The 25,348-nt window shown below is 72.8% G+C and carries 28 protein-coding genes; 13 read left to right on the top strand and 15 right to left on the bottom strand.

Features of this window, described 5'->3' with window-relative positions; translation table 11 throughout:
* The first annotated feature begins 13 nt into the window (after nucleotides 1-13).
* The 3 genes from FHX44_RS06925 to FHX44_RS06915 are packed head-to-tail and all read left to right on the top strand — an operon-like array spanning nucleotide 14 to nucleotide 3,203.
* A complete protein-coding gene (locus tag FHX44_RS06925; protein ID WP_246170255.1) occupies nucleotides 14-1,147 on the top strand; it encodes a Gfo/Idh/MocA family protein in 1,134 nt (377 codons plus the stop codon).
* Complete coding sequence (locus tag FHX44_RS06920) at nucleotides 1,144-2,313, top strand: dihydrodipicolinate synthase family protein (protein WP_147254707.1); 1,170 nt, start codon at nucleotides 1,144-1,146, stop codon at nucleotides 2,311-2,313. The genes FHX44_RS06925 and FHX44_RS06920 overlap by 4 nt, the downstream gene beginning before the upstream one ends.
* A complete protein-coding gene (locus FHX44_RS06915; RefSeq protein WP_147254706.1) occupies nucleotides 2,310-3,203 on the top strand; it encodes a sugar phosphate isomerase/epimerase family protein in 894 nt (297 codons plus the stop codon). The genes FHX44_RS06920 and FHX44_RS06915 overlap by 4 nt, the downstream gene beginning before the upstream one ends.
* Nucleotides 3,204-3,294: 91 nt before the next feature.
* On the opposite strand, the gene FHX44_RS06910 is transcribed toward FHX44_RS06915, so the two are convergent.
* The 3 genes from FHX44_RS06910 to FHX44_RS06900 all read right to left on the bottom strand — a co-directional run bounded on the left by FHX44_RS06910 (nucleotide 3,295) and on the right by FHX44_RS06900 (nucleotide 5,510).
* Entirely contained in the window at nucleotides 3,295-3,645 is a 351-nt protein-coding gene (locus FHX44_RS06910) for a VOC family protein (protein ID WP_147254705.1), read from the bottom strand.
* Nucleotides 3,646-3,814: 169 nt separating this feature from the next.
* Nucleotides 3,815-4,678, bottom strand: a complete 864-nt coding sequence (locus tag FHX44_RS06905; protein WP_147254704.1) for a hypothetical protein — start codon at nucleotides 4,676-4,678, stop codon at nucleotides 3,815-3,817.
* Nucleotides 4,679-4,904: 226 nt separating this feature from the next.
* The gene (locus FHX44_RS06900; protein ID WP_246170254.1) at nucleotides 4,905-5,510 is read right to left on the bottom strand and encodes a class I SAM-dependent methyltransferase; all 606 of its coding nucleotides are present in this window, start codon (nucleotides 5,508-5,510) and stop codon (nucleotides 4,905-4,907) included.
* A gap of 251 nt (nucleotides 5,511-5,761) precedes the next feature.
* Between FHX44_RS06900 and FHX44_RS06895 the strand changes: the two genes are divergently transcribed.
* Complete coding sequence (locus FHX44_RS06895) at nucleotides 5,762-6,070, top strand: hypothetical protein (RefSeq protein ID WP_147254703.1); 309 nt, start codon at nucleotides 5,762-5,764, stop codon at nucleotides 6,068-6,070.
* On the opposite strand, the gene FHX44_RS06890 is transcribed toward FHX44_RS06895, so the two are convergent.
* Genes FHX44_RS06890 through FHX44_RS06870 form a run of 5 tightly spaced genes read right to left on the bottom strand, consistent with a single transcriptional unit; the run spans nucleotide 6,071 to nucleotide 10,727 of the window.
* Nucleotides 6,071-6,739: a proteophosphoglycan 5 gene (locus FHX44_RS06890; RefSeq protein ID WP_246170253.1), complete on the bottom strand. Its 669-nt coding sequence runs from the start codon at nucleotides 6,737-6,739 to the stop codon at nucleotides 6,071-6,073.
* Nucleotides 6,736-7,053, bottom strand: a complete 318-nt coding sequence (locus FHX44_RS06885; RefSeq protein WP_147254702.1) for a hypothetical protein — start codon at nucleotides 7,051-7,053, stop codon at nucleotides 6,736-6,738. Before FHX44_RS06885 ends, FHX44_RS06890 begins: the two co-directional genes overlap by 4 nt.
* On the bottom strand, nucleotides 7,050-8,483 hold the full coding sequence (locus FHX44_RS06880; RefSeq protein ID WP_147254701.1) for an Nramp family divalent metal transporter: 1,434 nt from the start codon (nucleotides 8,481-8,483) through the stop codon (nucleotides 7,050-7,052). Before FHX44_RS06880 ends, FHX44_RS06885 begins: the two co-directional genes overlap by 4 nt.
* 28 nt (nucleotides 8,484-8,511) lie before the next feature.
* A complete protein-coding gene (locus FHX44_RS06875) occupies nucleotides 8,512-9,387 on the bottom strand; it encodes an NAD(P)-dependent oxidoreductase (protein WP_281287873.1) in 876 nt (291 codons plus the stop codon).
* Nucleotides 9,384-10,727: an NAD(P)H-dependent oxidoreductase gene (locus FHX44_RS06870; RefSeq protein WP_147254699.1), complete on the bottom strand. Its 1,344-nt coding sequence runs from the start codon at nucleotides 10,725-10,727 to the stop codon at nucleotides 9,384-9,386. The genes FHX44_RS06875 and FHX44_RS06870 overlap by 4 nt, the downstream gene beginning before the upstream one ends.
* A 114-nt stretch (nucleotides 10,728-10,841) precedes the next feature.
* Between FHX44_RS06870 and FHX44_RS06865 the strand changes: the two genes are divergently transcribed.
* Genes FHX44_RS06865 through FHX44_RS06855 form a run of 3 tightly spaced genes read left to right on the top strand, consistent with a single transcriptional unit; the run spans nucleotide 10,842 to nucleotide 13,213 of the window.
* Nucleotides 10,842-11,855 carry a LacI family DNA-binding transcriptional regulator gene (locus FHX44_RS06865; protein WP_147254698.1) on the top strand — a complete coding sequence of 338 codons (1,014 nt, stop codon included), beginning with the start codon at nucleotides 10,842-10,844 and terminating at the stop codon, nucleotides 11,853-11,855.
* Nucleotides 11,856-11,880: 25 nt separating this feature from the next.
* Entirely contained in the window at nucleotides 11,881-12,198 is a 318-nt protein-coding gene (locus tag FHX44_RS06860; protein WP_147254697.1) for a putative quinol monooxygenase, read from the top strand.
* 46 nt (nucleotides 12,199-12,244) lie between these two features.
* The gene (locus tag FHX44_RS06855; protein ID WP_147254696.1) at nucleotides 12,245-13,213 is read left to right on the top strand and encodes an NADPH:quinone oxidoreductase family protein; all 969 of its coding nucleotides are present in this window, start codon (nucleotides 12,245-12,247) and stop codon (nucleotides 13,211-13,213) included.
* 71 nt (nucleotides 13,214-13,284) lie between these two features.
* Here FHX44_RS06855 and FHX44_RS06850 read toward each other — a convergent pair whose 3' ends face one another.
* Together FHX44_RS06850 and FHX44_RS06845 are read right to left on the bottom strand one after the other, a co-directional pair.
* A complete protein-coding gene (locus FHX44_RS06850) occupies nucleotides 13,285-15,036 on the bottom strand; it encodes a BCCT family transporter (RefSeq protein WP_147254695.1) in 1,752 nt (583 codons plus the stop codon).
* Nucleotides 15,037-15,338: 302 nt separating this feature from the next.
* Nucleotides 15,339-16,247: a proteasome assembly chaperone family protein gene (locus FHX44_RS06845; protein ID WP_147254694.1), complete on the bottom strand. Its 909-nt coding sequence runs from the start codon at nucleotides 16,245-16,247 to the stop codon at nucleotides 15,339-15,341.
* Nucleotides 16,248-16,369: 122 nt separating this feature from the next.
* Between FHX44_RS06845 and FHX44_RS06840 the strand changes: the two genes are divergently transcribed.
* Nucleotides 16,370-17,686, top strand: a complete 1,317-nt coding sequence (locus FHX44_RS06840; RefSeq protein ID WP_147254693.1) for an MFS transporter — start codon at nucleotides 16,370-16,372, stop codon at nucleotides 17,684-17,686.
* A gap of 34 nt (nucleotides 17,687-17,720) precedes the next feature.
* Here FHX44_RS06840 and FHX44_RS06835 read toward each other — a convergent pair whose 3' ends face one another.
* Complete coding sequence (locus FHX44_RS06835) at nucleotides 17,721-18,488, bottom strand: alpha/beta fold hydrolase (protein WP_147254692.1); 768 nt, start codon at nucleotides 18,486-18,488, stop codon at nucleotides 17,721-17,723.
* Entirely contained in the window at nucleotides 18,488-18,862 is a 375-nt protein-coding gene (locus FHX44_RS06830; protein WP_147254691.1) for a DUF1330 domain-containing protein, read from the bottom strand. Before FHX44_RS06830 ends, FHX44_RS06835 begins: the two co-directional genes overlap by 1 nt.
* 79 nt (nucleotides 18,863-18,941) lie before the next feature.
* Between FHX44_RS06830 and FHX44_RS06825 the strand changes: the two genes are divergently transcribed.
* Both FHX44_RS06825 and FHX44_RS06820 read left to right on the top strand, forming a co-directional pair.
* Entirely contained in the window at nucleotides 18,942-19,565 is a 624-nt protein-coding gene (locus tag FHX44_RS06825) for a TetR/AcrR family transcriptional regulator (RefSeq protein WP_147254690.1), read from the top strand.
* Between the two features lie 54 nt (nucleotides 19,566-19,619).
* A complete protein-coding gene (locus FHX44_RS06820) occupies nucleotides 19,620-20,570 on the top strand; it encodes an ATP-binding protein (protein ID WP_147254689.1) in 951 nt (316 codons plus the stop codon).
* A 50-nt stretch (nucleotides 20,571-20,620) separates the two neighbouring features.
* Here FHX44_RS06820 and FHX44_RS06815 read toward each other — a convergent pair whose 3' ends face one another.
* On the bottom strand, nucleotides 20,621-21,304 hold the full coding sequence (locus FHX44_RS06815; protein WP_170308803.1) for a PadR family transcriptional regulator: 684 nt from the start codon (nucleotides 21,302-21,304) through the stop codon (nucleotides 20,621-20,623).
* Nucleotides 21,305-21,449: 145 nt separating this feature from the next.
* On the opposite strand from FHX44_RS06815, the gene FHX44_RS42000 reads away from it, so the two are divergent.
* Nucleotides 21,450-21,620 (top strand): hypothetical protein, encoded by a 171-nt coding sequence (locus FHX44_RS42000; protein ID WP_170308802.1) that lies wholly within the window; start codon nucleotides 21,450-21,452, stop codon nucleotides 21,618-21,620.
* A 454-nt stretch (nucleotides 21,621-22,074) separates the two neighbouring features.
* Here the strand turns inward: FHX44_RS42000 and FHX44_RS06810 are convergent, their stop codons facing one another.
* Complete coding sequence (locus FHX44_RS06810; protein ID WP_147254687.1) at nucleotides 22,075-22,569, bottom strand: hypothetical protein; 495 nt, start codon at nucleotides 22,567-22,569, stop codon at nucleotides 22,075-22,077.
* A gap of 237 nt (nucleotides 22,570-22,806) precedes the next feature.
* Between FHX44_RS06810 and FHX44_RS42690 the strand changes: the two genes are divergently transcribed.
* Nucleotides 22,807-23,085 carry a YkvA family protein gene (locus FHX44_RS42690; protein ID WP_212612365.1) on the top strand — a complete coding sequence of 93 codons (279 nt, stop codon included), beginning with the start codon at nucleotides 22,807-22,809 and terminating at the stop codon, nucleotides 23,083-23,085.
* Nucleotides 23,086-23,138: 53 nt separating this feature from the next.
* Nucleotides 23,139-23,528: a tautomerase family protein gene (locus FHX44_RS06800; protein WP_147254686.1), complete on the top strand. Its 390-nt coding sequence runs from the start codon at nucleotides 23,139-23,141 to the stop codon at nucleotides 23,526-23,528.
* Nucleotides 23,529-23,551: 23 nt separating this feature from the next.
* On the opposite strand, the gene FHX44_RS41995 is transcribed toward FHX44_RS06800, so the two are convergent.
* Nucleotides 23,552-25,231, bottom strand: coding sequence for a hypothetical protein (locus FHX44_RS41995; RefSeq protein ID WP_170308801.1), 1,680 nt, complete (start codon nucleotides 25,229-25,231; stop codon nucleotides 23,552-23,554).
* Nucleotides 25,232-25,348 lie beyond the last annotated feature (117 nt).

The raw sequence follows: 25,348 nt of genomic DNA, 5'->3' as shown, positions 1-25,348 counted from the left end.
GCAGGTAGTACGCATGCGCATCGTCATGAACGGCGTGACCGGGAGGATGGGTTACCGCCAGCACCTCGTGCGGTCCATCCTCGCGATCCGTGACGACGGCGGTGTGCTGCGCCCCGATGGCACCCGCCTGCAGGTCGAGCCCGTGATCGTCGGCCGCAACCGCGAGAAGCTCACCGAGATCGCCCGCAAGCACGACATCGAGACCGTGCACACCGACCTCGACGCCGCGCTGGAGGACGACGCTCCGGTCTACTTCGACTCGCTCGTCACGAGCGAGCGCAAGAAGACGATCCTGCGCGCGATCGCGGCGGGCAAGCACATCTACACCGAGAAGCCGATCGCGGAGTCCGTTGCCGAGGGCGAGGAGCTGGTGGAGGCCGCTCGAATCGCGGACATCGTCAACGGCGTGGTGCACGACAAGATCTACCTCCCCGGGCTGATCAAGCTGAAGCGGCTCATCGACACCGGGTTCTTCGGGCGGATCCTCTCGGTGCGCGGCGAGTTCGGCTACTGGGTCTTCGAGGGCGATCTGACGCCGGCCCAGCGACCCAGCTGGAACTACCGGGCAGAGGACGGCGGCGGCATCGTCCTCGACATGTACTGCCACTGGAACTACGTGCTCGAGCACCTGTTCGGTGGCGTCGAGGCCGTGATGACCAAGGCCGTCACCCACATCCCGAAGCGCTGGGACGAGAAGGGGGAGCCCTACGAGGCCACCGCCGACGACGCCGCGTACGGGATCTTCGAGCTGGCCGGCGGCGTGATCGGGCAGATCAACTCGTCGTGGGCGGTGCGGGTGGACCGCAAGGAGCTCGTCGAGTTCCAGGTGGACGGCACGCACGGATCGGCCGTCGCGGGCCTCTTCGGCTGCCGCATCCAGCACCGCGTGCGCACGCCCATGCCGGTCTGGAACCCGGACGTGCCCACCGACCAGGACTTCCGCGCGCAGTGGGAGCAGGTGCCGGACAACCAGGAGTTCGTCAACGGCTTCCGCGCCCAGTGGGAGCAGTTCCTGCTCGACGTCGACGCAGGGCGCCCGCACCCGTACGACTTCGCCAGCGGCGTCCGCGGCCTGCAGCTGGTGGACGCGGCGCTGCGCTCGAACGCCGAGGGCATCCGGGTGGAGCTCCCCGGAGCCGGGCGATGACCGCCGTGGACACGTCCATCGAGGTGCCCGCCGCGGGCGGTGGCTGGCGCACCGTCGAGCTGGCCGCGCCCCGGGAGTGGACGCCGCACCCGCACCCCTACCGCACCCGGGTAGCGTTCGCGGCCGCGCACGTCGTCGGTGACCCGTGGGGCGAGAACGTGCCCGGCGCACCCGCCGTCGTCGACTGGGAGTCGACGCTGGCGTTCCGCCGCCACCTGTTCTCCTACGGCCTGGGCGTCGCCGAGGCCATGGACACCGCCCAGCGCAACATGGGGCTCGACTGGCCTGCCGTGCAGGAGCTGGTGCGCCGCAGCGCCGAGCAGGCCCGCGAGCACGGTGCCCGCATCGCAGCGGGCGCCGGCACCGACCACCGCACCGACCTGCGCACCGTCGACGACGTGCTGGCCGCATACACCGAGCAGGTCGAGTACGTCGAGGGCACCGGCGCGCAGGTGATCCTCATGGCGTCGCGGCAGCTCGCCGCCGTCGCCGCCGGGCCCGACGACTACGTGCGCGTGTACGAGGCGCTGCTGCGCCAGGTGCGGGAGCCGGTGATCCTGCACTGGCTCGGCGAGGCGTTCGACCCGCAGCTGGCCGGCTACTGGGGCTCGGCGGACGTCGCTGACGCGACCGCCACGTTCGTGCAGCTCATCGAGGCGCACGCGGCGAAGGTCGACGGCGTGAAGGTCTCGCTGCTCTCGGCGGAGCACGAGATCGGGCTCCGGGCCGAGCTGCCCGAGGGCGTGCGGCTCTACACCGGCGACGACTTCCACTACCCGGAGCTGATCCGCGGCGACGGCACCCACCACTCCGACGCACTGCTCGGCGCGTTCGCCGCGATCGCCCCGGCGGCGTCGGCGGCGCTGGCCGCGCTCGACGAGGGCGACCTGGAACGCTACGACGCAGAGTTCGCACCCACCCTCGAACTGTCGCGCACGGTGTTCGAGGTGCCGACCTTCTACTACAAGACCGGCATCGCGTTCCTGTCGTGGCTCTGCGGGCACCAGCCCGGGTTCACCATGGTCGGTGGGCTGCAGTCGGCGCGGTCGGTCGTGCACCTCTCGGAGGTGTTCGCGCTGGCCAACTCCGCCCGGCTGTTGCCGGACCCGGAGGCGGCGGCCGCCAAGCTGCGCAGCCTGCTCACCGTGGCCGGGGCGGTGCGGTGACCGTTCTCGACATCCCGAGCGGTATCCCGGCCCACGTCGACACACCTGCGCCCGGCGACCCCCGCCTGGCCCGGCTCTCGCTCAACCAGCGCACCACCGCGAACTGGGACCTCCGCGAGGCGGTCGAGGGCGCCGTCGCCGCCGGGCTCCCGGCGATCGGGCTGTGGCGCGAGCCCGTGGCCGAGGTCGGCGTCGACGTCGCCCGCCGCATCGTGGACGACGCTGGCCTGCGCGTGTCGTCGCTGTGCCGGGGCGGGTTCTTCACCGCCTCCGACCGCGCGGAGCGCACCCGGGCGCACGAGGACAACCTGCGTGCCCTGGACGAGGCGGCAGGGCTCGGCACGAAGGCGCTGGTGCTCGTCCCCGGCGGCCTGCCGGCCGGCGACAAGGACCTCGCGGGCGCCCGCGCCCGCGCCGCCGAGGCGATCGCCGCGCTCGTCCCGGCCGCGGTCGTGCGCGGGGTGACGCTCGGGATCGAGCCGATGAACCCGATCTACGCCGCCGACCGCGGGGTGATCTCCACGCTCGCGCAGGCGCTCGACATCGCCGAGCAGTTCGCGCCGCACGAGGTCGGCGTCGTCGTCGACACCTTCCACCTGTGGTGGGAGCCCGGGGTGTACGCCCAGATCGCGCGGGCGGGGGAGCGGATCGTGTCGTACCAGGTGTGCGACTGGATCACTCCGCTGCCCGCCGACTCCCTCCTCGCACGCGGGATGATGGGCGACGGCCACGTCGACTTCCCGGCCTTCACCCGCGCCGTCGCGGCAGCCGGCTACACCGGGGACGTGGAGGTGGAGATCTTCCACGCCGACGTGTGGGCGGCCCCGGGCGACCAGGTGATCGCCACGATGGCCCGCCGCTACGTCGAGCTGGTGCAGCCCCACCTCTGATCCGCGAGTCCGACATCCGAGCACGGTGAGTCCGACGTCCGGCACCATGAGTCCGGCGTTCCGACCGGGCGAGTCGGGCGCTCGGGCCGCGTCAGAGGTCGTAGGCGAGGGGGTGGCGAGGCTCGTAGATCGACAGGGGAGTGCCGCTCGGCAGCCTTATCGACGCGAGGCGGCCCCACCCCTGGTCGGTCACCGGGTCCACGACCTCGACGCCCTTCGCGGCGCAGCCGGCGAGCACCTCCTCGATGTCGGCGCACATCAGGTAGAGCTCGTGCATCGGTTCGGCGTCGGTGGGGTGCACGGCGACCTCGGCCGGCGGGAGCTTGAAGATCAGCCAGCCGTCGCCCGCATCGACACCGGGGAAGGCGAGCGTGTCGCGGAGGAACGCCCTGTCGGCCTCCGCGTCGCGGCTGTGGAGTATGACGTGCGCGCCGTTGAACATCGGTTCTCCCCTCGCATATCCGAACAGCGGTCGACGCCAGGCCCCCCGGATCGGTCGGCAGGCCTTGGGACCACACCGCAGAACTGTGATGCCCGCCCTCAAGCGCGAGACCGCGCGCGAGGCGCGGGCCGGACCAGCCCTGCTCGTTAGCGGGGAAGCGACGAGGGCCTCACCGCGTCCCGCCCGCTCCCGGCGCGCGGCGGCTGGGCGGCTGGGGACGGCGGGCCGCCGGTGCGCGGCGCCGGACGGCAGGGGCGGGCGCGTCGGGTGGGGTCGCGTTCGGACGCGGCCGAACCGGTCGCTGCGGTCGCGGGCCCCCCGGCCGGCGGGGAGAGGCGGGCCGGGTCTCGGGTTCGCGGCGGTCAACCGGTTCCTCGTCGCTCTCCTCCTCGGCCTCCTCGGCCTCCTCGGCCTCCTCGGCGATGGGCGCCGCGTTCTCGTCCTCGACGCCCTGCTGCTCGCCACCGCGGAGCCTGGCCGCGACTTCCTGCAGGCGGAGTGCGAGCTGCTTGAGCGCCTCCAACAGCTGGAGGGCCAGTTGACGCAGGAAGCGGAGGAACTGCATGACCTTGCGGACGACGAGAGCGAAGGCCACCCCGCTCAGCAGCGGCTTCGCCACCGTCGCGACGGCGCTCTTCGCGATGCCGGCGGTTGTCGTCGCGGCGCTCTTCGCAATGCCGGCGGTTGTCGTCGCGGCGCCCTTCGCGATGCCGGCGGTTGACGTCGCGGCGCCCTTCGCCGTGTCCGTTGCGGTGCTCGCGGTTGTCGTGGCGGCGCTCTTCGCGGTGTCCGCTGCAGTGCCTGCGGTCGTGGCCAGGCCCCCCGCGGCGCTCCTGCCGGACGCGGTGGTGCTGCTCGCGACCCGGTCGAGCCCCTTCGCGACGCCGCGAACGCCCGAGCGGGCCTTCTTGCCCGCCCCACCCGGAACAGCATTTCCGGAGCGCTGCATCGCGGTTCGCGCGGCGCGGGCCGGCCCGGTGCGGCCCGTGGTTCCCGTGGGCTGTCGCGACTCTCGGTTCGGTTCGGTGGACATGCCCAGCCCTCCATGCCATGGGGTACGGATGCAGCCACAGCGTCGCTGTGTGGACGACATACCACCCGCGAAGATCAGGTATTCCCGGTTTCCCGTTTCCTGATCGCCTCCGCGTCCGCGCGCATTTTCTCGCTCGCGGGGTCGGCCTTTCGGACCAACATTCTTCGGCTGGTCAGTCGAGTCCCCCTCTTTTGGAGCGAGTGCTGCGGGGTCGGGCCGTTCACCTTCAGGTCACGCGAACGGGCCTGCGGGCCTCGTGGACGATCGCGGGCGGGACGTTGCGCCACACGGTCCGGCTGGTCGCCACCTCGGCGAAGTGGGTCCGCAGGTCGGCGAGCTGGCGCCGCGCCGGCGGCGCCCAGCGCGTCCAGGTGTAGCCGAACTGCGTGAACACTCCCGTCGGTGCGAGCACCTCGGTGATCACGGCGTGCAGGCCGCGGCCGTCGGGGCCGGGGGTGTACGCCACCCACGGCAGCCCGCTCACCACGGCGTCCACGGCCGCGACCGCGCGGTCGGCGAGGAGGCGGGGCAGCTCACGGGCGTCGGCCTGCACCACGTCGACCTCGGGGTGACGCTCGGCCAGCAGCTGCGCCCACCGGGCGTTGAGCTCCACGGCGACGTGCCGTACCCGCCCGCCGGTGCGTTCCTGGATCGCCCGCGTGAACGCCCCGGTACCCGGCCCGAGCTCGACGACGACCGGTGCACCGGCCGTCGGGAGCGCCCGCACCATCGCCGCCGCGAGAGCCCGCGAGCTCGGCGTCACCGACGCCGTGTGCAGGGGGTCGCGCACGAACTCGCGAACGAACCGGCCGGTGTCCACCCACGCCGTCACGCCGCAAGGCTAGTGCTTCCCGCCGGAGGTTCGCCAAGGGTCTCGACGGCCGAGCTCCCCGCTGGACGCAGCGGCGAACAGCCCGAGTACGCCCGGTACGAGGGCTGCCCGCCGCCACGCCCAGCGAGAAGCTGGATCCCCCGATACCCCCGACGAACCTCCGGCGGGAAGCACTGGAGCCGAGGGCTTCCGCAGCCGAGCGTCGGCGCTTACGGTCAGCGGTGATGCCCGTCACGTGAGGGGGGACCGCCATGCATCCGCACCGGCTGCAGCAGCTCGTGGCGTCCGTGCCGGACACCGTCGACGCCGACCAGCGCGCCAAGCTGCTCGCCCACGTCCAGGCCTCGGACCGCTGCAGGGTGCGGATCGAGCGGCTGGGGGCGGAGCTGGACAGGGTCCTCGACGGCGTCGGGAGCTCGGACCGGGCCGTGGACCTCGCCCGCGAGCTCGACGGCCTGGAACGGGTCCAGCAGCGCATGGACCGCAGGCTCACCGCACTGGTGGAGGAGCTCACGAGCACGCCGCGTGCCGTGGCCTACGACGACGGCGTGCCCGCCTGATCACACCCGGAGGAACGCCCGGGCGGCGGCGGCGCCTGCCGCGGCATCCCAGCCGGTCGGGCCGATCAGGGCACGCACGTGCGCCTCGGTGACGTCGGCGTCGGCGGCGATCAACGCGTCGACGGCACGAGGGTCCGGCGCCTCACCGGCCAGGCCGGGGGCCTCCTGCGTGAACTCGGCCACGAGCTCCCGGCAGCGGTCGTCGTCGACCGCGGGGAGGCCGACGGAGGTGAACCCGTCCGACAACCCGTACTCGGCGCGGTGCCAGACGCCGTCCTCGTAGCCGTACACGAACCCGACCCACAGACCGCGGTCCATCGCCGCCTGCGCCGGGGGAGCCCACCAGCCGGGCGCACCGGCGAGCAGGTCGGTCTCCGGCTCCTGGAAGTACTCCGCGGCCGCACCGAAGTACGTGTCGGAGTACTCGTGGTCGTGCCCGACCAGCACGGCTCGCCCGCCGTCGACGTGGTGCAGGTCGGCCCAGTTGCCGCCGCCGTCGTCGAAGTGCCACACGACGTCGGTGGCGTGGCAGCCGCGACCCCACCCGCGGGCGGCGAGGACGGCGGCGAACGCCGCCCATCTGCCCCGCATCTCGCGAGGCTCCGGAAGGTCGATCGTGACGAGCCCCATCGTGGCCTCCCCCTCGGATCCCGCCGTCGCGGGCGTCATGCTCGCACGGCTGTCCGGCCGGCCCGCAGGCAGTAGAGGGCGACGACCGCGGCGACCAACCCGAGCACCGGTTGCACGACGAGCAGCACCGCGCCGAGGGCGCAGGAGGACACGGTGAGCAGGCGCCACGTCGCGGCCTGCCGCGGCCGGGCAGCGCCCCGCCGCCCGGGCGCCTCCCTGAACCGGGAGCCGAGGAAGCCCTGCGCGAGCGCGGCGACGGCGAACACGCCGGCCCACAGCCACGCCCCCTCGGCGGCGCGCATGCCGGCGAGGGCGAGGAAGCAGCCCGCCGCGACCAGGTGCCCCGGGCTCACCGCAGCACCCCGACGTACTGACCGAGTGCCACGAGCCCCGAGCCGAGCAGCGCCACCGACGACACGGCGACGAGCACGCGCGCGGCCACGCGGGTGCGCAGCCCCGCGGGGAACACCCGCCGCTCCAGCACCAGCAGGCCCAGGCCGTAGATGCCGCAGGCGACCGTGCCGCCCACGATGTTCGCCGGGGTGATCAGCGCGACCAGGTCGGCACCGGTGAGGATCAGCGCCGTGCCGCCGAGCAGCACGTAGGCGTAGACGACCGCGCGCGTCGTGCCGATCCCGGCGGCGCGGACCTTCGCCGAAACCGCGGACAGCGACTCGTACGTCGTGCGGGAGTAGACCTCCCAGATCGCGTACATCGTGCCGAAGAAGACCATGATGATCGCGAGAACGTAGAAGTAGCGGAACACCGGGTGGATCACGCCGAGCACGTCGCCCTGGTAGGTCAGCACGTTCTGGCCGCTCGGCACGTTGTGCGCGGCGCCGAGGATCTCCTTGCCGGTGATCACGAAGGCCACCGCGGTGAGCCCCATCGCCGCGAAGCTGAGCACCACGTCGCCGAGGGGTGCCCGCGACCAGCCCCGCACCCGCTCCCGCTCGGGGGGCGTGTCGGTCAGCGTGAGCGGCTCGGCCACGGCCCGGTCGCGGCCGGGCAGGCCGAGCGCGCCCCAGCGCTTCTCGCGCATGAGGCCGGCGTAGCCGATGTAGTCGTACATGCCGCCGCCGAGCCCGCCCATGAAGACGACCGCCTCGATCCACACCGACCGGTCGGCGATCTCCGGGTAGTCGGTGAAGACGAAGGGCGCGTAGCCGAAGCCCTGCGGCACGAACCCGGCGATCACGTCCAGCCACTGCGGCTGCGCGGCGAACACGGCGACGACCACGAGGGCGACCTTGAGCGAGACGATCGCGACCTGGGCGCGTTCCAGCAGCGCGTACCAGCCGAACCAGGCGAGCGCCGCGGCGAGGACCAGCAGCACGAGCCCCCAGGCGACGGCGGGCCCGCCGAAGACGATGTTGAGGTAGCTGCCGATCCCGGTGGCGAGCGCGCTGGCCACGAACGGGAACGACAGCACGGCGAGGGCCCCGATCAACGCGGGGAACCAGCCGCGCGGCCCGGGGATGGCCCGTGCGAGGCCGCTCATGGGGTGCTCGCCGGTGAGGACGATGTAGCGGTTGGAGGTGTAGATGATCGCCGCTTTAGTCACCGTGCCGACCACCACCAGCCACAGGATCGCGTAGCCGAACACCGCGCCGAGCCGCGAGGCGAGGACGGTCTCGCCGCTGCCCACCGTGAGCGAGGCGATGATCGCTCCCGGGCCGAAGAACAGCACGATCGTGTGGAGGCTCAACCGCCGCCGGGACAGCTCCCGCGGCACCTCGGGCAGGAGCGGTGACCTCGGACCGGCTTCCTCTGGACGCACCATTGCAGACCCTTCTTCTCGTGGACGTGCCTCAGGTCCCCGCGGCGATCGTGCGCAGGAGACCGGAGTGGTCGAGCTCGCCGTCGCCGGCGGCGACCATCCGGTGGAACTGGTCGTGGAGCAGCGCCGTCAGCTCCGATGGCGCTCCAGCCGCGGTCGCGGCCTCGCGGGCGAACCGGAGGTCCTTGAGCTGGTTGCGCGCGCTGCCACCGGCGGTGAAGTCCTCACGCAGCCACCGCTCGCGCTTCTGGTCGAGCACCGTCGACCCGGCGAGCCCGCCGTCGAGCGCGGCCAGCAGGTCGGCACGGGACAGGCCGTACCGGTCGGCCAGGCAGAGCGCCTCGCACAGGGCCGCGATCGTCCCGGCCACCACCACCTGGTTGCACGCCTTGGCGAGCTGCCCCGACCCGCTCGGACCGAAGTGCACGACGGTGGACGCGATCGGGGCGAACACCGGCGCGAGCGCCTCCACGTCGCCCCGGTCGCCGCCGACCATGAGGCTCAGCGCGCCCCGCTCCGCGCCGGGAACGCCTCCGCTCATCGGGGCGTCGACGGCTCGTACCCCGTGCTCGCGCCGGAGCCCCTCCGCGAAGCTCCGCATCGCTACCGGGGAGACCGTCCCGTGGACGACGAGCACCGGCTCCGGCACGCGGGCCCGCCGCCAGCCCGCGAGCAGCCCCTCCGGACCGTGCAGCACCGTCTCGACCTGCGGCAGATCGGGGAGCACCGTGAGCACGACGTCGGCGGCGGCATCCGCGGGCGACGCGGCCTGCCGGGCACCGAGCGCGACCACCCGCTCGGCCCTGCCCGGCGTGCGATTCCAGACGGCCAGGGAGCCGAGCCCGCGGACGAGGTTCGCCGCCATGGGACCCCCCATCGGTCCCAGGCCGAGCAGCGAGACCCTCACGGCGTGCCGAGGAGGCGCTCCGTCTCGCGCCTGAGCTCGAGCACCTGACCGAAGGCGGCCTCGTCCAGTTGCACGTCGTCCCATGTGACGATCGCGCCCTTCGGGACGTCGCGCTTCAGCTCGACGTGGTGGGCCAGCGCGATCGGCAGCGCGCCGCGCCCGACCGACGCCCGCGCGGAGATCAGCTTCCCCCACACCGTGTAGCCGCCCTCGCCGTCGAGCACGTCGCCTGCCGCCAGGTCCTTCTTCGCCGTGGCCACGACGTCGGCCGAGAAACCCTTCGGGGCGCCGGTGGGGATGCCGCGCAGCACGGCGTTGGCAATCGACATCCCGAGCTCGAGGCCGACGTAGTGGTAGGGCCGGTACAGCGCGGCGTACTGCTTGGTGGGGTCCGGGTGCCACGGGTACTCGTCGAAGCAGCCGGCGACGTAGGAGTTGGTCGCCTTCACGACCACGAACACGCCTTCCTGCGTGTTGTGCGGGATCCACTCCCCGTCGCGGGTGAGGCTCGACATGACGTCCACCGACCCCTCGTGGGCCAGCACGCCACCCACCTCGCGGGGCCGGCAGACCGTGGCGATCTGCTCGACGTCGCCCGGGGTGAAGGTCAGTCCCTCGTCCGAGGGGACGAGGCCGGCCGCGTTCGCGACCGCGGCCATCTCGATCGCGGCCTTCGTGCCGTCGCGGAACGCCGTGTGCATGCGCGGGTTGAGCTGGCCGGAGTCGGTGAGCTCCTTCGAGAACTCCCAGTGCTCCCACACGTTGTCGGGGTTCATCTCGTGGTAGTGCTCGAGGTACTTGGCCCCCTTGCCCGCGCACACCACCTGGAAGCCGGACGTGCGGGCCCAGTCGACCAGCTCCATGATCAGCGCCGGCTGGTCGCCGTAGGCCATCGAGTACACGAGCCCGCGCTCCGCGGCGCGGCGGGCGAGCGCGGGGCCGACCACCGCGTCCGCCTCGACCGTCACCATGATCACGTGCTGGCCCGCGTCGAACGCCGTGAGCGCGTGCGACGTGCCGACGATCGGGTTGCCGGTGGCCTCCACAACGACGTCGATGGCGTCGGTGAACAGGGGTGTCGCGTCGGGGAGCACCGCGGTGGTACCGCCGGCCAGCGCGGAGCCGAGGTCGTCGGTGACGGCGTCCTTCGGCCAGTCGACGAGCTCGAGCGCCTGGTGCGCCCGGTCCAGATCGATGTCGGCGATCGCCGCGACGTGGATCCCCGGGGTGTTGCGCGCCTGGGCGAGGAACATCGTTCCGAAGCGGCCCGCGCCGATGAGTCCGACGCGGATCGGGTTGGCGTCGCGTTCGCGGGCCTGCAACAGGTCGTGCAAGTTCACCGAGGACTCCTCGACTGGTAGAGTGGTACCGGTTCCAGTTTTGTACCACGGGCGTTTCGGCGAGGTCAACGGACGGGATGGGGTTAACTGACCCGTCGCAGCGGAGGGGGAAGCATGAAGAAGGCGGCCACCATCCGGGACGTCGCCGCCCACGCCGGCGTCTCCGTCTCCGTGGTGTCGCGCGTGCTCAACGGCACGGGCCCGGTCGCGCCCGTGAAGCGCGCCCAGGTCCTCGACGCGATCGAGGAGCTCGCCTACCGGCCGCGTGCCGCCGCCCGGGAGCTCTCCCAGGGCCGCAGCGAGACGATCGGCCTGCTGCTCGCCGACCTCACGAACCCGTTCTTCGCCCGCCTCGCCGACCGCGTCGTCGCCGAGGCGCGCTCCCGCGACCTGCAGATCCTGCTCATGACCACGCAGGAGGACCCGCACCTGGAGGGGCAGGCCCTCGACACCCTCCTCGACCGCTCCGTCGGCGGCATGATCGGCACCCCCACCGGCCACAACACCGCGCGCTGGGAGAAGCTCGCCGCCCTCGACATCCCGGTCGTCTTCGTCGACCGGGCCGTCCGGGAGCTCGATTCGGTCGACGTCGTGAGCATCGAGAACGTCGACTCGGCCGCCGCCGCCACCAGGCACCTGCTCGAGCGGGGCCACACCCGGATCGGCATCGTCTCCGGGCCGCTCGACACCACCACCGGTGTCGAGCGGGTGCAGGGCTACGAGCAGGCCCTGCGCGAGCACGGCGTCGAGCGCGACGACCGCCTCGTGCGCCCCGCGCCCTTCCGCGGTGACCGGGGCGCCGAGGTCGTGGCCCAGATGCTCGCGCTCGACGACCCGCCCACCGGCCTCGTCGTCGCCAACACCGCGCAGGTGCGGGTGGTCCTGCGGATGCTCGCGCAGGCCCGCATCGCGATCCCGGACGACCTGTCTCTCGTGGTCTTCGACGACAACCCGTGGACCGAGCTCATCCGGCCGCCGCTCACGGCCGTCCGTCAGCCGATCGACATGCTCGCGCTGCACTCCGTGGAGCTGGTGCACGCCCGCATGCGGCAGAAGCTCCCGCCGGCTCCCCGGCGGGTCCGTGTGGCCGCCGAGTTCGTGGAGCGGTCCAGCACGGCGCGAATCTGAAGCACGAACCCCGAAGGAGATCTTCATGTCGCAGCCAGTGGTCGTCACCGCCGTCTTCCGCCCGCTGCCCGGGCGCCGCGAGGACGCCAGGGCAGCGATCGAGGGCGCGCTCCCCGACGTCCACGCCGAGGACGGCTGCCTGCTCTACGCGCTGCACGACGCCGCGGACGGCACGCTGGTGCTCCTCGAGAAGTGGGAGTCGCAGGAGCTGCTCGACGCCCACTCGGTGGGCGAGCCGGTGAAGCGCCTCCGCGCGGCGATCGACGGGCTTCTCGAGGGGCCGGCCGACGTCGTGACGATGACGCCGCTGCCCGCAGGCGACCCGGTCAAGGGACGCCTCTGACGGGTTAGTGTCCCGGCGGACGGACGGTCGACGAAGGGGTCATCGGGTGCGCGCGGTGCAGGTGGTGCGGTTGGACGGGCCGGCGGCGGTCGAGGTGCGTGACGTGCCGGAACCGCAGCGGAAACCCGACCAGGTGCTCGTCGACGTGCGGGCGATCGGGGTCAACTTCCCCGACGTCCTGCAGACCAAGGGGCTCTACCAGTACCGGCCCGAGCTGCCCTTCACGCTCGGGTCCGAGGTGGCAGGCATCGTGCGGGAGGCACCGGACGGCTCCCCGCTGCGGGCCGGTGACCGCGTGGCCGCGTTCACGACCACGGGCGCGTTCGCCGATGCGGTGGCCGTCCCGGCCGACGTCGTCCTGCCGTTGCCGGACGGGATCGGCTTCCCGGCGGGCGCGTGCCTGCCGATGAACTACCTCACCGCCCACTTCGCCCTCCTCGTGCGCGGGCACCTGCGCGACGGTCAGACGGTGCTCGTGCAGGGCGCGGCGGGCGGGGTGGGCACGGCGGTGATCCAGCTCGCCGTCGCGCTCGGCGCCAGGGTGATCGCCGTGGCGTCGACCGAGGAGAAGGCCGAGGTCGCCCGCGCCGCAGGCGCGCACGAGGCGGTGCTCGCCGCCGGGTTCAAGGACGCGGTGAAGGCTCTGACCGGCGGCGCGGGCGTCGACCTCGTGGTGGATCCGGTGGGCGGCGACCGCTTCACCGACTCCCTGCGCTGCCTCGCCCCCGAGGGCCGGCTGCTCGTCGTCGGCTTCACCGCAGGCGAGATCCCCACGGTGAAGGTCAACCGCCTCCTGCTCAACAACATCGACGTGGTGGGCGTCGGCTGGGGCGCCTACGCCTTCGCGCGCCCCGGCTACCTGCAGGAGCAGTGGGGCGAGCTGATGCCCCACCTGCGCTCGGGCGCGCTCGACCCGCTGATCAGCACCACCCTCCCGCTCGACCGCGCCGCCGAGGCGCTCGCGCTCATCGACGAGCGGCGCGTGACCGGGAAGGTGGTGCTGGAGACGATCTAGTGCTGCGCCGCCGGCCATCGTCGCCGGCGGGAAGCGGCCCGCACCCGGGCATGCCGAGCTACAGCTGGAGGCTAGGTCTCCTCAACCACGTCCTTGCGCGACGAGTCCCCGTTGCGCGCCGCCACGTCCGGGTGCGGCTTGACGGCCACCACGAACTCGTCGCCGTAGGTCTTCGTGCCGTGGTCGACGGCCTGCTCGACGGCCGCGACCGCGCGCCGGTCGCGGCGCATCAGCGGGTCGTCGTGCAGGTCCTTCGCCAGCGCGATGCACAACGCGACCATGACGAGCGCGAACGGGGCCGCCGAGATGATCGTGATGTCGCGGATCCCGGTGAGCGCCTCGTCCTGCTCGCCCTCGCCGGCCTGGGTGGCCCCGATGGCGAGCATGATCGCCGCGATCGCGCCCATCACGACGCCCCAGAACACCACGACCCAGCGGGTGGGCCGGATCGTGCCGTGCTGTGAGAGCGTGCCGGTGACCACGGACGCCGCGTCGGCGCCGGAGACGAAGAAGATCGCGACGAGGACCATGGCGATGACGCTCATCAGCCCGCCGAGCGGCATCGAGTGCAGCAGGCCGAACAGCTGGCCCTCCGTGTCGGCCGACGCGAGGTCGGTGCCACTGCGCTGCGCCTGGATCGCGGCGCCGCCGAAGATGGCGAACCACAGCAGGCTCACGAGGCTCGGGATGAGCAGCACCCCGACGACGAACTGCTTGATGCTGCGGCCGCGGCTGATCCGGGCGATGAACATCCCGACGAACGGCGTCCAGGAGATCCACCAGGCCCAGTAGAAGACCGTCCACCCGGACAGCCACTCCGCGGTGGCGTCGCCGCCGGTGGCCGCCGTGCGCGCGGCCATCTGGGCCATGTCCCCGAAGTAGTCGCCGATGGCGGTGGGGATCAGGTTGAGGATGAGGATCGTCGGGCCCGCTACGAACACGAAGAGGGCCAGGATCCCCGCGAGCACCATGTTGATGTTCGACAGCCATTGGATGCCCTTGGCGACCCCGGACACCGCTGAGGCCACGAACGCGATCGTGAGCACCGCGATGATGCCGAGCAGCAGGGGAAGCTGGGTCGGCGGCAGGCCGTTTGCCTCCAGCCCAGCGCCGATCTGCAGCGTGCCGAGACCGAGTGACGCCGCCGAGCCGAACAGCGTGGCGAAGATCGCGAGGATGTCGACGAACTTGCCGAACGCGCCTTCGGTGCGGCGCTCGCCCAGCAGCGGCGCGAACGCCGAGCTGATCAGCGACCGGCGGCCGCGACGGAACGTGCTGTAGGCGATGGCGAGCCCGACCACGGCGTAGATCGCCCACGGGTGCAGCGTCCAGTGGAACAGCGTGGTGGCCATCGCGACGTCGAGCGCTTCGGGCGTGCCGGCGGCCACGGTGCCCGGCGGCGGATCGGTGAAGTGCGTCAGCGGCTCGCTGACGCCGTAGAACATCAGACCGATACCCATGCCGGCGCTGAACATCATCGCGATCCACGAGACCGTGCGGAACTCCGGCCCCTCGTCGTCGCCGCCGAGCGGGATCTTGCCGTAGCTGCTGAACGCGAGCCACAGCGCGAAGACCACGAACCCGCTCGCCACGAGGACGAACGCCCAGCCACCCGCGTTCATGATGCCGGCGAGCACCGCCGAGGAGACGGCGCTCAGGGTGTCGACCGAGGCGATGCCCCAGATGATGAACGCGACGACGAGGCCCGCGGCGATCCCGAAGATCGCCCAGTCGACCGGCTGGCGCTGCTCGGCGGTGGTGATCGGTGCGGCGGGATCCGGCAGTGGCGTGTCGATTGTGTTGTCTTCTTTATGAACGGTCATGTGGTGTGGCTCAGGCGTGCGCCCGAGCCTGCCCCCTTCCCACGACTCACGATTGGGGCCACCATCGATCCACCGGGCCTCGGCGTCAACTCGAAGGGGCGGATGGGGACCGCCTCGTTACCCGCGCGATCTGCGGAGATACGTGCGATCAAGATCAGACCCACACTGTGGAACTGATCATGCCCGGGAGAACACACACATCGTGGTCTCCTCGGTCGCGGATCCGACCGGGACACCGTCACCGGGGGCACCGACACGAGCGTCGCGCCGGGGGTGAGTAGTTCACAACCCGCCGGTAACTTTCAGGAGCCGCCGTTGTCGTCCTCTCCCCGGAGGAAGCGCTCCACCTCCGCGGCGAGCTCGTCTGCGCTGGGGAGCTCGCCCGACAGCCCCATGCTGGACCGCTCCGCGCGGCCGGAGGAGACCATGTCGTACTGCTGCTCGAGCGCCTCCACGACCTGCCGCACCTCCTCGGAGCCCGCCACCTGCTCGGCGATCTCCGCCTCGGTGCGCTCGGCGGCCTTCGTGACGCTCTCGGTGGGCAGGTACAGCCCCGCGGCCAGGCCGACGTGGTCCAGCAGCACGCGCGCCGCCTGTGGGTACTCGGCCCGCGCGAGGTAGTGCGGCACGTGCACCGCGAAGCCCATGGCGTCCAGCCCCGCCTCACCGAGCCGGAACTCCATCAGCCCGACGGCGCTCCCCGGCACGTGCGCCGTGGCGAACCAGGCCTCGTGGCCCTCGGTCAGCTCCGGGCTGGTGCCGTGCACCGTGACGCCGATCGGCCGGGTGTGGGGCACCGCCATCGGGATCGCGGTGAGGTTGATCACCAGCCGGACCCCAAGCGTGCGCACGATCTGCTCGACGGCCGCGCAGAACCGCTCCCACTGCATGTCCGGCTCCGGTCCTGCGAGCAACAGGTAGCCGGTGTCGCCCGTGTCGGTGAGCGCCACGACGTCCAGCTCGGGGCGGCTGTACGCGGCCCACCGGTCGGTCTCGAAGCGCAGCGGCGGGCGGCGCGAGCGGTAGTCGACGAGCTGGTCGACGTCGAAGCGGGCCACCAGGCGCGGCTCCCGGCCCTCCACGAGGGCCTCCACCGCCAGCCGGGCCGCGTTGCCCGCGTCCACGAACCCGTCGAGCGCCACCAGCAGCACGGGTTCGTCAAGCTGCGGCGCATCGGGCGCCATCTCGTACAGACCGGCCGGATCCAGCACGGCACACCTCCGCCTCTCGACGGGGCCCGCGGCCCCGCCCGTCGCACATCTGTCCGAGTGCAACGTGAGTCTGCCCGCACAGCATCCCGTTTCCGCGCGCGCGGGGGCACCATGGACCCGAGATGAAGCTGCATCATCGCCTCTGGGTCGTCTGGTCGATCGGTCTGGCCGCCTACCTGGTGGGGGTGATGCACCGCACCTCCTTCGGCGTCGCGGGTCTCGACGCCGCGGCGCGGTTCCACGCCGCACCGGCGATGCTCGCCGGGTTCGTGGTGCTGCAGCTGCTGGTCTACGCGAGCCTGCAGATCCCGGTGGGGGTGCTGCTCGACCGCTTCGGAGCCCGCAAGCTGATCGTCGTCGGCTCGCTCACGATGGCGGCGGGCCAGCTGGTGCTCGCCGTCGCCGCCGACCTCCCGCTCGCGATCCTCGCTCGGGTGCTGGTCGGCGCGGGCGACGCGCTGACCTTCATCAGCGTCCTCTCGGTCGTCACGAGCTGGTTCCCGGCCCGCCGCGTGCCGCTGATGACGCAGCTCACCGGCCTGATCGGCCAGCTCGGCCAGGTGCTGTCCGCAGTGCCGCTCGCCGCGGTGCTGCACAGTTCCGGCTGGACGCCCGCGTTCGTCTCCGCCGCGGCGCTCGGCGTCGCGGTGGGACTCGCGGCGTTCGCCGTCGTGCGGGACCGCCCGCCGGGCGCGCCCGCCCCGCCACCCGCGCAGTCACCCCGTGCGGTGCTGCAGGGGCTGGTCTGCTCGTGGCGCGAGCCGGGCACCCGGCTGGGCTTCTGGACCCACATGGGCACCCAGTTCTCCGGCCAGGTGTTCGCGCTGATGTGGGGCGTGCCCTACCTGGTGGCCGGGCAGGGCTTCTCGACGGGCGCGGCGAGCGCGATGCTGACGCTGCTCGTCGTGGCCGGGATCGTCGCCGGGCCGCTCTTCGGCGAGTTCACGGCCCGGCACCCCTTCCGGCGGTCCTGGCTGGTCCTCGCCGTGATCGTCACGACGGTCGCGGTCTGGACGGCCGTGCTGGCCGTCGCGCCGCCCGCGCCGCCGTGGTTGCTCGGCCTCCTCGTGGTCGTGCTTGCGCTCGGCGGACCGACCTCGATGATCGGCTTCGACTACGCGCGCACGTTCAACCCCGGCCACCGGCAGGGGGCCGCCGTCGGGATCATCAACATGGCCGGCTTCTCCGCGACGCTCACCGTCTCGCTCGCCATCGGGGTGGTGCTCGGGATCGCCGGACCGGGCGGCTACACGCCGGAGGCGTTCCGCGTGGCGTGGACGGTGCAGTACGTCGTCTGGGTGGTCGCGTTCGTCGGCGTCCTGGTGGCGCGCAGGCGGGCGCGGCGCAAGATGGCGGCCGAGGGCATCGTCGTGCCGTCCCTGCGGACCGTGCTGGCCACGCGGCGCGCCACTCCGGTGCGGAAGGGCGCGTCCCGCTGATCCGGGGCCTCCGCCTCGCCGCGGCGGTCCGCCGTCACCCGTTGTCCAGGGACGTCCAGAAGCCGGCGAGGGCGAGGGCGCCCCGGGCGGGATCGCGCGTCATCCACCAGTGGCCGAGCCCGTCGAGGGTCTCGACCCGGGCACCGGCTCGGCGAGCGGCGCGGCGCCGCTGCTCGGCCGTCCCGCCCACGTGGTCCGCGGTGGCGAGCACGACGAGTCCCGGCCGTTGCGCCGCGCGTTCCAGGTCGCGGCCGAGCTCGGCCATCACCGGCTGCACGGCGGAGCGGTAGAGCGCGAGCACGGCCCGACCCATCACCGCGTCCTGGCCAGGGGCCACCTGCTCTGCCACCGTCGCGCTCATCCCACGCTCCACGAGCGTGGCGACCCGCTCGTCGACGGGCGCGCCGAACCGCGCGGCCACATCGGCTTCTCCGACTCCGGGCGTCTGCCACCGCTGGGCGAGCTCGTGCCAGACGTAGTCGGTGTCGAAGATCCCGATCGCGTCGCTGACCCAGCTTCGTACGAGGTCCGGACGGCTCATCACCGCATTGAGGACGTGCCCGCCGCCCCAGTCGTGGCCCACGAGGTCGGCGGGCTCGGCGAAGCGCATCAGCTCGCCGATCAGCCAGTCGCGGTACTCGCCGACGGTTGCCCCGAACCCGGCAGGCACCGGCGCACCGAACCCGGGCGGGGACAGGCGGATCAGGCCGGGACGAGCCGCACCGGTGGCCTCCAGCTCGGCGAGCAGCGGATCCCAGACCGCCGCCGTCTCCGGATTGCCGTGCACGAAGACCGTGGGCATCAGGCCACGCCCGTGAGCGGCACGGTCGGCTGCAGGACCGATTCCACCAGCGCCTCGCTGCGGAGGTGGGACACCGCCTGGTACTCGGGGTCGCGGATCATCGCCGCGAACGCCTGCCGGCTCGGGTAGCGCACCAGCACCACCATGTCCCAGGCCTGGCCGTCCTCGGCGACCAGCGCCCGTCCGCCGTCCCCGAGGTACTCCACCTGCAGCCCGTACCGCGGGTTGATCGCCGGCCCGAGCGCCTCGGCGTAACGCCGGTAGCTCTCCCGGCCGCCGTCCGGACGGAACCTCAACAGGTTCAGCATCACGACGGGACCGCCCGGGTCCTCGGTCAGCAGGGCATCCAGGGCGCGCTCGTCAATCTCGATCATCGAAACCTCCACTCGGGGCAACGGCGTCAACCCTGCACACTTGTTGGTCGCATGACAAGTTTTTGCTAAGGTGCTCCTCGTGACCACCGCCCGCCGGACCCAGAAGGAGCGCCGCGAGCAGGCCGAAACCGCGTTGCTCGGCGCCGCCGCCGAACTGGTCGTCGAACAGGGGGTCCGCTCGTTGACGCTGGCGCGCGTCGGCGAGCGGGCGGGCTACAGCCGTGGCCTCGTCACCCACCACTTCGGGTCCAAGCAGGCGCTCCTCGAACGCCTGGCGCTCGCGACGCAGACCGGGTTCGTGCCCGGGCTCGACGGACTTCCGCCCGGCCTGGACCGTCTCCTGCGGCTCATCGAGGGATACCTCGGAGCATTGGGTGAGGTGGGCGTGCTGAACCGCGCGTTCCTGCTGCTGTGGGCCGAGGCGACCACGGCACCGGAGCTGGCCCCGATCTTCCGCCAGCGGGACGAGGCGTTCCGTGCCGATCTGCGCGAGGACGTCGCCGCGGGGATCGCCGACGGCACCATCCGGCCCGACGTCGCACCCGACGAGGTCGCGATCGCCGTCGTCGGGCAACTCCGCGGCGTCGGGCTGCAACGGCTCCTCGATCCGCGGGCCGTCGACACGGAACGGTTGCGGCGGTCGGTCACGGAGCACTGGCGTCGGGCGTTGGCGAGATCGCGACCCGCTCCCCTCACCCGATAGTGGCAATGATTATCATCTGCGCACAGGGTTCCGGCGAAGGCGAGAGGAGGCGGCGTGCGCATCGCGTTCGTCGGCAAGGGCGGCAGTGGGAAGACGACATCGGCGGCCGTGTTCAGCCGCTACCTCGCGGAGCTCGGCAAGCCGGTTCTCGCCATCGACGCCGACATCAACCAGCACCTCGGTCAGGCGCTGGGGTACGACGGCCCGCCGCCCCGCGCGCTCGGCTCCGACCTGCCGTGGCTCAAGGAGCACCTGCGGGGCACCAATCCGCGCATCGCAGGCCCGGACGCGATGATCAAGACGACGCCCCCCGGTCGCGGCTCGCGCCTGCTCGACCTCGACCCCGACGGCGAGCTGCTGACCCGGTACTCGGCGGTGGCGGGCGGGGTGCGCCACCTCGTGACCGGCGAGTTCGACGAGGCCGACATCGGCGTCTCCTGCTACCACTCGAAGACCGGCGCGGTGGAGCTCTACCTCAACCACCTCGTCGACGGTCCCGGTGAGTACGTGGTTGTGGACATGACCGCAGGTGCAGACGCGTTCGCATCGGGCCTATTCACCCGGTTCGACCTCACCGTTCTCGTCAGCGAGCCCACGCGGCGCGGGATCGGCGTGTACCAGCAGTACGCCGAGCACGCCCGCGGCCACGGCGTGGAGCTGCGGGTGCTCGGCAACAAGGTGACCGACGCAGAGGACGCCGCCTACCTGCGGGAGCAGGTGGGCGACGCGCTGCTGGGGTGGTTCGGCCAGTCGGCGTGGGTGCGGGCCGCAGAGCGCGGGTCCGTGGCGCCGGTGGGTGCCCTCGAGCCCGAGAACCTCGCCGTGCTCGACGCCGTGCTCACCGCGCTCGACGCGCGGGAGCGCGACTGGGCGGCCTACCACCGCGACACCGTGGAGTTCCACCTGCGCAACGCGGCGGCCTGGGGCAACCGAGCCGTCGGGGCCGACCTGGCTGCCCAGATCGACCCCGACTTCGTCCCGGGGATGCCCACGGTCCGCGCCTGACCCATGAGGGATACGAGCGCTCTGGCACCCGTATCCCCTCACGGCCCCCTCTACTCGGCCAGCAGGCGGTAGATCGCCTTGCGGGCCTCGGTGATCGTGGTGGTGGCCGTCGCGATCTGCTCCGGCGCGCCCGCCGACATCACCTGCGCCGCGGCCGCGTGCAGCTGACCCAGCTGCTCCCACAGCTCCGCGACGTCCTCGTCGTCGGGATCCCGGCCGACCGACGCCCAGACGGCGTCCAGCTCCGCACGGTGCTCCTCGACGTAGCGCGTGCCCTCCTCGGTGAGGTGGACGACGCGCCTGCCATCGGCCTGCTCGACGCGCACCAGGCCCTCGTCCTCCAGCTGGGAGAGCGTGGGGTAGACCGAGCCCGGGCTCGGCCGCCACACGCCGCCGGTGCGGTCGGCGATCTCCTGGATGATCTCGTACCCGTGCCGCGGCTGCTCCGCGACCAGCGCGAGCACCGCCGTGCGGATGTCGCCGCGCGACGTCCGGCGGCCGCGCCTGCCGCGTGGGCCGGGGAAGCCGCGCATCCCGGGGCCGAAGGGCGGCCCGAAGCCGGGGCCGAAGGGGTGCCTGCGGTGCCGGTGCCCGCGCAGGGCCTCCTCGCCCTCGCCGGGGCCGGCGAACGGCGGCACGGTTGGACCGTCGGGTCGGAACGGCCCTCGACGCGGTCCGCGGCGGCCGCGGAACCCGAACGGGGCGCCGGGCCAGGGAGTGTTCTGCTCGTTCATGTCGTTCTCCTGTTCATTGACGAACCTGACTGGCTCGTGTGCCATCACGATATATCGCGATAGTTGTTGTGGCAAGTCTCGGTGCCCGCGGGGAACTTCGCAGGCGCGCCACGCGTCGGATGGGTGAGGCGAGGAGGCCGGGGCGATGGTGCTGAAGGTTCTCGGGGGCGTGTTGCTCGTGTGGCTCGCGTTCACCGTGCTCGGAGCGCTCTTCCAGTTCCTCACATGGGCGCTGGTGATCGGCGCCGTCGCGTTCGTGGGCGCCGCCGCTTACACGGCGGTGAAGCGCCGCAACCGCCGCGCGCTCGGGCGTTAGTCGCTTGTGCGGCGCCGTCAGGTCGGCCCGGCGGTGGCACCGCGGCGCATGAACCGCTAGTGCTCCCCGCCGGAGGTTCGCCAAGGGTCTCGGCGGCCCAGCTCCACGCTGGACGCAGCGGCGAACAGCCCGAGTACGCCCGGTACGAGGGCCGTCCGCCGCCACGCCCAGCGAGAAGCTGGATCCACCGATACCCCCGACGAACCTCCGGCGGGAAGCACTAGTTCGGATCATGCCGCTGGCACCGAGTCGATCTGGTCGGGTGGGGCTGCGGAGGGCGCGCCGTTCCCGGCTCGGAGGACCGGCGATCGCCCGCTCTCCGGGCTTCTCCTCCCGGGTTGCCTTGGCGGCGGGTTGATCGCCGCGGGCAGCACGTCAGTGCGGACGCGGCAGCAATGCGGTACTGCTCGCGGCGATCATGGACACAACGATCTACAGCTGGAGCACTGGGCGGTCAGCGGCGGGTGCCGGCCGCGCCCGCCCTGCAGTTGCGCTCGACGTAGGCGCGCACCCGCTCACCCGCCCCGGTGAACTCGGGGGAGTTGAGCCGGTTCACGAGCTCGGTGTCGCGCGAGAGCGCCGTCTGGTCGCCACCGTTCGCCACCAGCACGTCCAGCTGCATGTCGAGCGCCTGCACCGTGCGCTCCACGTCGACGCGGATGTCGTCGGGAGCGGCGAACACCATGTCCTGCCCGGCCCTGCGGACGGCGGCGACGGTGTTCGCCAGCTGGTCGCGGGGAACCTGGCCCTGCGCCACGAGCCCGTTGAGCGGGCGGATCGCCTCCAGGTTGGCCTGGGCGGCGGCGCAGAACGGGTTGGGCGGCGCGGGGGCGTTGCGTGCGGGGTCGGGCGCGTCGGCGTCGGCCACCGAACTGCCGCACCCGAGCAGCACTGCACCGATCGTGACGACGAGGGCGGCCGACGCGCCCGCGCGCGGAATGAGGCCCATCGGATGTATCCCCCGGGAATGCGGTTGTGGTGCTCCGGCTCGACAGTAGCCCGTGCCGGTGTAGGTGCCTGTGAGGCGGGTCGCCCGTACCCGATCAGGGCATCCGGGACGGAACGGAACTTCGCGGGGCGCGCCTGCGTTGATGTGATCGTGGCGAGCATCGGGCCGCGGCGGATCGCGGCGTTCACGGCACTGTGGCGCGCAGTGACACGGTCGCGGCGCCCTGGCACACCGGCCATGGGGGAGCGGCTCCGTGCCCTCCCGCGCCTGCTGGGAGCCGCCGTCACGGGCCGGTACCCGGCGCTGTCGCGCGGCCGGATCGGGCTGATCCTGCTCGCGTTGGCCTACCTGGTCTCACCCCTCGACGTGGTGCCCGAGGCGTTGATCCCGCTGCTCGGCTTCGCCGACGACGGGGTGATCGCGCTGTGGCTGGGCGGGGCCTTCCTCGCCGAGACCGAGCGTTTCCTCGCGTGGGAGCGTGAGCAGCCCGCCGTCGTGAACGCGCCGCCGGGCTGAATCGCAACATCACGGATCTTGTTCGGCCACTGGCCGCTCCCTACGGTGTGCGCATGCCGGTCCTGGAAGTCCACCTCGTCGAGGGGCTGCACACCCCCGCCCAGCACGCGGAGCTGCTCGTCGCGATGAGCACCCGTTACGCCGAGCTCACGGAGGTGCCCCGGGACAGGGTGCGGGCCCACGTCACGCTCCACCGGCCCGAGCTGTGGGCCAACGGCGGCATCCCGGCCGACGGGCGGTCGGCCCCCTACTTCACGGCGGTCGTGTTCACCGACCGCCCCGCCGAGCTGCGGCGCAGGCTGCTGGGCGCGCTCACCGACCTCCTGGTCGACGTGCTCGGCGTCGACCGCAGGCTGGTGCACGGAGAGGTCATCCCGGTGCAGCCCGACAACTGGGCCGTCGGAGGCGTGTCGGCCGCCACCCCTCGCCGCGCCTTCGCCTAGACACGGCCTAAGTGCTCCCCTAGTCAGGCGGTGCCCGGCTGGGCGGCGCGACCGGTCCGGCCTGCGCCGAAGCGCAGCCACGTCCACAGCGCGGCCGCGCCGAGGAGGTAGACCCCGAGCAGCACGCCGAGCGCGCCCGTCCCGCCGGTGAGGACGTCGGTCGCAGGCCGCACCGAGAGGTGCACGAACGCGAAGCCGCCCGTGCAGGCGAAGAGCGCCCACAGCCCCGGCGACCAGCGCAGCAGCGCCGCACCGGGCAGGAACGACAGCGGCACGAGCGCGAACAGCAGGTTGGCCGCGGCGCTGACCGAGGTGGCCGTGAGCGCCGTTGCGACCGTGTCGGCGAGGAACGTCCCGGGCGCTCCGGCCGCGGTGACGAGCGGCTCGCGCAGGATCCACGCCGCGCCGCCGAGGGCGGTCAGCGCGGTGGCGGCGAGCGCGACGGCGGGCCCCTCCTCGTCGGAGCGCAGCGGGCGCGCGGTGCGGAACGCGATCAGCGTGCCCAGTACGAGCCCCGGCTCGAGACCCAGCGCGCGGGAGAGCACCACCCCGACCGCGCCGAGCAGCAGGAACCCGGGAACCGGGCCGACGTGGCAGCGGACGCCCCACCAGTGCGCCACGTACAGCAGCTGCGTTCCCTGCTGCGCCGCGGTCACCAGGACGAACGCGACGGCGAGTCCGACCAGCAGCGCCGGTGCGGACGTGTCGAACGGGAACTCGGGCGTGAGGAACCCGAGCATCACCGCGCCGGCCACCGCCGTGATCGCGACGGCGGTGAGGAACACCGCCGGTGCGGGCCGCCCGGCGCCCGGCGGGATGCGCAGCCGCGCCAGCATGGCCTCGACCCGGTGGGGCTGGTCGGCGGCGGCGCGGTTGAGCAGGCCGACGGGGAGGGCGAGCGCGGCGAGCAGCAGCAGCGTGAGGACCAGGCTCGGCAGGACCGCGCCGAGGTTCCAGCGGGCCTCGATCGGTGAGGGGAACGAGGTCGCGAACGCGACGGCGGCGAGGTCGGGGGTGTGCTCCGGCCCGGGCGCCGGCGGGGCGACGGGCTCGTCCTCGATCGGGGCCGGCGCGGGTGTGGGCCGCGGGTCCGGCTTCTCGGCCCGGCCCGGTGTGAGCGCACCGGTCCAGTCGAGGCCGGGCGCTCTCTCGCGGTCGACGGCGTCGCCGACGCCGGGGAGCACGGCGGACCCGACGGCGGCGCCGGCCCCGGAGTCCGCGGCGGGGGCCTTCCTGGCCGGCCGGTCATCCGACTCTGCGGCCGCGGGAACGGCGGCCTCCTCGTCCGTGGCGGCACCCTCGGCGTCGTCGGATCCCTCGTCGGCGGCCGCCGCGGTGTCCTCGGTGTCCTCGTCCGTGGACTCGTCGGCGTCGGCCTCCTCGGACTGCGCGTCCTCGTCGTCCTCGGAGGCGTCGTCGGACTCGTCGTCGTCCTGATCGCCGTCCTCGTCGTCGAGGCCGGGGAAGTCGGGGAAGTCGGGGAACTGCGGGTTGAGCAGACGGCCCGGCGCCGGCGCGTGGTCGGGCTGCTCCTCGCTGCAGGCCCCGCCGTGCAGCAGGGCCTCGACCGGGCCCGCGTCCGGGCAGACGTCCTCGCCGTCACCGGCCAGTGCCGGCGCCGTGACGCCGACGACGATCAGGCAAACCACCGCACCGGCCAGCGCACTACGGACCAGCGTGGCACTGCGCACCGTCATCTCCACCCGATCGACGTTCCCTCGCCCGGTTGGCCGAGCCACCGGCGCCCGCACGGGGTGCAACGAGCAGGGACGGAAGGAGTCACGATTCACCCGAAAGAGATCTTCTTCTCCGGGCGCGTC

Source organism: Pseudonocardia hierapolitana (genome assembly GCF_007994075.1).
GTDB lineage: Bacteria > Actinomycetota > Actinomycetes > Mycobacteriales > Pseudonocardiaceae > Pseudonocardia > Pseudonocardia hierapolitana.
Note: the sequence above shows the minus strand (reverse complement) of the source record. Positions and strands in the feature narration are given on the sequence as shown.